This is a genomic window from Streptomyces sp. NPDC056948 (assembly GCF_042674225.1).
Classification (GTDB): Bacteria; Actinomycetota; Actinomycetes; order Streptomycetales; family Streptomycetaceae; genus Streptomyces; species Streptomyces purpurascens.
Genome location: NZ_JBHUQX010000524.1, coordinates 1 through 5,649, shown reverse-complemented (window position 1 = coordinate 5,649; position 5,649 = coordinate 1). Strand labels below are relative to the sequence as shown.

At 71.7% G+C, this 5,649-nt stretch carries 7 protein-coding genes; 3 read left to right on the top strand and 4 right to left on the bottom strand.

Going from position 1 to position 5,649, the window contains the following annotated elements:
• Positions 1 to 125 precede the first annotated feature (125 nt).
• Positions 126 to 305 (top strand): DUF6104 family protein, encoded by a 180-nt coding sequence (locus ACFTZL_RS40140; RefSeq protein WP_003992906.1) that lies wholly within the window; start codon positions 126 to 128, stop codon positions 303 to 305.
• A 65-nt stretch (positions 306 to 370) separates the two neighbouring features.
• Here ACFTZL_RS40140 and ACFTZL_RS40135 read toward each other — a convergent pair whose 3' ends face one another.
• Entirely contained in the window at positions 371 to 1,210 is an 840-nt protein-coding gene (locus ACFTZL_RS40135; protein WP_382594063.1) for a hypothetical protein, read from the bottom strand.
• A 147-nt stretch (positions 1,211 to 1,357) separates the two neighbouring features.
• Between ACFTZL_RS40135 and ACFTZL_RS40130 the strand changes: the two genes are divergently transcribed.
• Together ACFTZL_RS40130 and ACFTZL_RS40125 are read left to right on the top strand one after the other, a co-directional pair.
• Complete coding sequence (locus ACFTZL_RS40130) at positions 1,358 to 2,326, top strand: DUF4097 domain-containing protein (protein ID WP_382594060.1); 969 nt, start codon at positions 1,358 to 1,360, stop codon at positions 2,324 to 2,326.
• A 1-nt stretch (position 2,327) separates the two neighbouring features.
• Entirely contained in the window at positions 2,328 to 3,410 is a 1,083-nt protein-coding gene (locus tag ACFTZL_RS40125; protein WP_382594057.1) for a helix-turn-helix transcriptional regulator, read from the top strand.
• Between the two features lie 21 nt (positions 3,411 to 3,431).
• On the opposite strand, the gene ACFTZL_RS40120 is transcribed toward ACFTZL_RS40125, so the two are convergent.
• The 3 genes from ACFTZL_RS40120 to ACFTZL_RS40110 all read right to left on the bottom strand — a co-directional run bounded on the left by ACFTZL_RS40120 (position 3,432) and on the right by ACFTZL_RS40110 (position 5,293).
• On the bottom strand, positions 3,432 to 3,995 hold the full coding sequence (locus ACFTZL_RS40120; protein WP_382594054.1) for a Clp protease N-terminal domain-containing protein: 564 nt from the start codon (positions 3,993 to 3,995) through the stop codon (positions 3,432 to 3,434).
• Positions 3,995 to 4,204, bottom strand: a complete 210-nt coding sequence (locus ACFTZL_RS40115; protein WP_382594051.1) for an HTH domain-containing protein — start codon at positions 4,202 to 4,204, stop codon at positions 3,995 to 3,997. The genes ACFTZL_RS40120 and ACFTZL_RS40115 overlap by 1 nt, the downstream gene beginning before the upstream one ends.
• Before the next feature lie 123 nt (positions 4,205 to 4,327).
• Complete coding sequence (locus tag ACFTZL_RS40110; protein ID WP_382594048.1) at positions 4,328 to 5,293, bottom strand: zinc-binding dehydrogenase; 966 nt, start codon at positions 5,291 to 5,293, stop codon at positions 4,328 to 4,330.
• Positions 5,294 to 5,649: the final 356 nt, after the last annotated feature.

Genomic DNA, 5,649 nt, shown 5'->3' with positions numbered 1-5,649 from the left:
GCGCTCGTCGCGTGGGGGCGGGCGGGGTCCGCCCCTCACCCCCCCTCGGGCGCGGCCCGCGCCCGGCCCCCCCCCCCGCGCGGGGGGGCCCCCCCGGCCGTTTGCGCGCACATATCCTTGACGGCATGTACTTCACGGACCGTGGCATCGAGGAACTGGAGAAGCGGCGCGGCGAGGAGGAGGTCACCTTCGAGTGGCTCGCCGAGCAGCTTCGGACGTTCGTCGACCTCAACCCCGACTTCGAGGTGCCGGTGGAGCGCCTGGCGACGTGGCTGGCACGGCTGGACGACGAGGACGACGAGTAGGAATCCGCCGCCGCCCGACCGGCCGGCGGCCTTCGCCTGTTCCGGCCCGGCCGCTTCCCGAGGCGTCAGTCGCGTGGATAGGTGAGGCCGTACGCCAGGCTCAGCGTGCCGTTGGCCAGCAGCAGCCCTCCGGCCACGACCCAGCCACCACTGCGCCGCCGTAGCCCCCGGGCCAGGAGCGATACGCCCGCCGCCACCTGGGCGAGAGCCAGGGCATGAGCCCTGGGACCGCCGGTCCAGGGCATCCAGGGGCCGAGGCGGCTGAGGTCGGCCGTGTCGCCGTCCCCGACGGCCTCACGCCGTCCCGGCCATGCGACCGGGAGGCTGTCCGGCCGGAGTGCCGCGGCTTTCCGCAGGCGGTCGGCGGGTTCGCCTGGGGCGAGTTCGGGAGGCAGTGAGACGCCCACGCGCGCGAGGACCGCCAGCAGGCCGCGCAGCCGGGTGCGGGCATCGGCCGCGGAGTCGGGTTTCGCGAGCTGGTCGAGGGCCTGGACGTCCAGGACGGGATCGAGGCCCACGCGCGCGGCGAAGGTGCGCATCGCCTCGTCCTCCCCCGCCGGGACGCCGCTCGCGAGCCAGACGAAACCGACCGGGCGGCGGAAGCCGGACGCCAGCAGGAAACCCGCGTGGTCGGCGTCCCACCACAGGGCGAGCACGGGCCAGGGCGCGCCGACGGCGAGGGCCGTGGCCCAGCCGGTGACCACCCGGTCGACGGGCTCGCCGCCGTACCGCCAGGGCCCGCCCTCGGGGACGAGCACGCTCCATTCGTCGCCCGCCCGAATGAGCTGCATGGGTTCGCGCAGCAGGTGGGCGACGGGGGCGACGGCCCCGGGCACCGCCCGGCACAGCAGCAGCGCCCCAAGGGCGGGACCTGCGGGACCGGTGCGGCCAGCTTCCGTCGGCATGGTCACACGCTAGGGCGATCCACCCCTCTTTGAATACTTTTGCCCGCCTCGCCATCCCCAGAACGAGTGCCTTGACTTTCCCCCACCACGATATATCGTGAAACGAGAAGACGCGATATGGCGCGTTGAGTCGGGGAGGTCTGCACCATGTCCGAGTGGTCCGTCACGGAACCGAAGAAGCTCACCTTCGACGAGCCCGTGAGCGATCTGCACGTGCGACTCGTCAACGGAACGGTGAACGTGGTGGGCACGGACGAAGGTTCCGCCCGCCTGGAGATCTCCGAGATCGAGGGCCCACCCCTGGTGGTGACCCAGCAGGACGGCACCCTCACGGTGGCCTACGAGGACCTGCCCTGGAAGGGCTTTCTCAAGTGGCTGGACCGCAAGGGCTGGCGCCGCAGCGCGGTGGTCTCCCTGGCCGTTCCGGTCGGCACCCGGGTGGAAGTGGGGGTGGTCGGCGCGGCCGCCGTGATCTCCGGGATCCAGGGGCCGTCGGTGGTGAAGGGCGTCACGGGCGACACGACCCTGGTGGGACTCTCCGGCCCGGTCCGCGCCGACACGGTCTCCGGCAATCTGGAGGCCCAGGACGTGACCGGCGACCTCCGGTTCAACTCCGTCTCCGGCGACCTCACGGTGGTCGAGGGCTCCGGCCCCTCCGTGCGGGCCGAATCGGTCAGCGGCTCCATGATCATCGACCTCGACCCGGACGGCCCCACGGATGTGCGGCTGACCAGCGTCTCGGGCGAGATCGCGATCCGCCTGCCGTACCCGGCGGACGCGGAGGTCGAGGCCAACACGGCGAGCGGCGCCATCTCCAACGCCTTCGACGGACTACGGGTACACGGCCAGTGGGGCGCCCACAAGATCACGGGCCGTCTCGGCGCGGGCAACGGCACACTGCGGGCCACCACCGTCTCCGGCTCGATCGCCCTGCTGCGCCGCCCGGCCGGAGAGGACGAGGACGAACCGTGGGACACGCGCCCCGGCACGGACAGCTCGCCGACGGACCCGCCGGTCGGCCCGCAGGCCGACTCGGGAGACAATTCCGTCTCCGGCCGGGACGAGGGCACCACCAGCGTCCCGGCCGACGGCACGACCGACAAGAAGGTGCTCTGACATGCCCCCCGTCTTCGCCCACGGCCGCCTCCGCCTCTACCTGCTGAAGCTGCTGGACGAGGCCCCCCGCCACGGCTACGAGGTGATCCGCCTCCTCGAGGAGCGCTTCCAGGGGCTGTACGCACCGTCGGCGGGCACGGTCTACCCGCGCCTGGCCAAGCTGGAGGCCGAGGGCCTGGTCACCCACACCACCGAGGGCGGCCGCAAGGTGTACTCGATCACGGACGCCGGCCGGGCCGAACTGGCCGGCCGCAGCGGCGAGCTGGCCGACCTGGAACTGGAGATCCGGGAGTCGGTCGCGGAACTGGCCGCCGAGATCCAGGCCGATGTGCGCGGAGCCGCGGGCGACCTGCGCCGCGAGATGCGCGCGGCGGCGACGGAGGCCCGCCGCGGCAACGGCACCAAGCCCCCCGGCGCACAGGACGCCCCCTTCGGTGACTTCACGGCCTACGGCGACAAGGAGGCCTGGCGCGTCGCCAAGGAGGAGATGCGGCGCGCCAGGCAGGAGTGGAAGGAACAGGCCCGCCGCGCCAAGGACGAGAGCCGCCGCGCCCGCGAGGACGCCCAGCGCGCCCGCCGCCAGGCGAAGGAGGCCCAGGAGCAGGCCCGGGTCCAGGCGCAGGAGCAGGTGCAGCACATCGCCCGCCGGGTCCAGGAGCAGGTACAGGACCACTTCACCCGTGGCGACTGGCCGACGGGCCTGCGCGAGGGCCTGAGCGAACTGGTCAAGGAGGTCGGCGAGTTCGGAAAGGACTACGGCAAGGACTTCGGCTTCGACTGGACAGGCACCAGCACCGGCACCGGATCCGACACCCACCGGCCGACTCCCGAGCCGCCGCCCCCCTCACAGCCCTCCGCGGACTTCCCGGCCGCCTACGAACCGGCCTGGGCCCACGAGGACACCGCGGACTCCACCGGCGACCCCGCCCGCGACCTGGACCGTCTGCTCGACCGCTTCCGGGACGACATCCGCGATGCGGCCCGCGACCACGGAGTCACCTCCGACCAACTGCGCGACGCCCGCCGCCACCTGTCGACGGCGGCAGCCCACCTGGGAGCACTGCTGCGCACGCCGAAGAAGTAGGCCGCCAGAGGGGAAGCCCCGTCACCCGGCCTTGGCCTCGCCACCTCCGTACAGCACCCGCACCAGGGACTCGTACGTCACCCCGTGGTCGGCGAGGACCTCGGCCGGCACACCGGGGCGGATGGTCAGGGCCAGCAGGATGTGCTCATCACCGATGTGCCGGTCCCGCTGGGCGAGAGCGACGCGCAAGGAGTGCTCCAGAACTCCCTTGGCACCCCGCCCGAACGAGGGCCGCCCCGCCCACCGCCCCTTGTCCTTGCGCACACCGGACATGGCACCGACCCCATGCACCTCCTCGACCCGGGCGACGATCTCCGCCACATCGATCCCCAGCCCGGCGAGCGCATCGGTATCGGCCTGTGACAGCCCGGCCCGCCGCCGCGCCTGACGCAGCGCCTGACGCACGGACTCCCGCCGCTCCCCGAGCCCGAGAGCGGTCAGCGCGAACGACCCACGACTGCCCTCACGGTCGAGCAGCGCCAGCAGCAGATGCTCCGGCTCCACACTCTGCCCGTCACCCCCCTCCACATACTCGAACGCGTTCTTCACCACACCCCGGGCGTCTTTCGTGAACCGCTCGAACATCAATGCCTCCCGTACTTCTTGTGCACGGCCTGCCTGCTCACACCGAGTTCGGCGGCGATCTCCTGCCACGACCAGCCCTGATTGCGCGCATTGCGCACCTGTACGGCTTCCAACTGCTCCAGCAGCCTGCGCAGCGCGGCGACGGCCCGCAGGCCGACCCGTGGATCACGGTCACCCGCGCGCTCGGCCAGTTCCGTTGCTTCGGTCATATCGTCAACCTACGTTGACACCCGACCTCCGTCAACCCCAGTTGACAAACGAAAGCGGCCGGCCCTTCCAGGACCGACCGCCAACATCACGCAGGGGGCACCTCAGGAACACCCCGGAGCACCTCAGGAATTCGCCAGCACGACCTTCCCGAACTGCTCACCCGAAGCGAGCCGTTCGAAGCCCTCACGCGCACGATCCATGGGCAGCACCTCGTCGATCACGGGCCGCACACCGGTGGCGGCACAGAACGCGAGCAGATCCTCCAGCTCGTCCTTGGTCCCCATCGTGGAACCGACGACCTTGAGCTCGAGGAAGAAGATCCGTGTCAGCTCGGCGTGCGACGGCCGGTCACCACTCGTCGCACCGGAGATCACCAGCGTGCCGCCGGGCTTCAGCGACTTCACGGAGTGCGACCACGTAGCGGCCCCGACGGTCTCGATCACGGCGTCGACCCGCTGCGGCAGCCGCGCCCCGGACTCCACGGCCTCCACGGCCCCCAGCTCCACGGCCCGCTTCCGCTTGGCCTCGTCCCGACTCGTGGCGAAGACCCGCAGCCCGGCCGCCTTCCCCAGCACGATGGCGGCCGTGGCGACACCACCGCCGGCCCCCTGCACCAGCACGGAGTCGCCGGGCCGGACACCCGCGTTGGTGAACAGCATCCGATACGCGGTCAGCCACGCGGTCGGCAGACAAGCGGCCTCCTCGAAGGAGAGCTCCTTGGGCTTGGGCAGGATGTTCCAGGTCGGCACGGCGACCTGCTCCGCGAAGGTGCCCTGATACCGCTCGGTGAGGATGGAACGAGGCTCCTTGGGCCCCACCCCATGCCCGGTCTGTCCGATCACGGAATGCAGGACGACCTCGTTGCCGTCCTCGTCGACACCGGCGGCGTCACAGCCGAGGATCATCGGCAGCTTGTCCTCTGCGAGGCCGACGCCGCGCAGGGACCACAGGTCGTGGTGGTTGAGGGAGGCGGCCTTGACCGTGACGGTACTCCAGCCGGGACGGGCCTCGGGAGCCGGACGCTCTCCCAACTCCAGGCCGGTCAGCGGCTGGTCGCGGTCGATTCGGGCGGCATAGACAGCGAACATGACCTTGACGATAGGTTCCCCACCCCACCGTTGGAACCACCGCCCCGTGTGAGACACACCCTCTTGCCAGGCGCCCCGCGTTGATGTCGTACCCGGTGGGTCCACAACCCGGCGTTCCAAGGTGCTCGGCGTCGGTGCTGGGGGCCGGTGGGTGCGCAGCCCGGCGGCACGGGGTGCCGCTGCGCCCACCCGTGCCGCCCCCAGCGGCACGCATGCCCGCAGCTAAGCCGGGACGCGCCCGCACCCGCCGGCTCACGGAAGGGGCCGTGTCGGGGGGTGTCCGCCCGCAGAGGTTGGCGCGTCAACGAACAGTCAATTGGTATCCGACCCCATCGCGCCGTTCCGAGGACGGACAC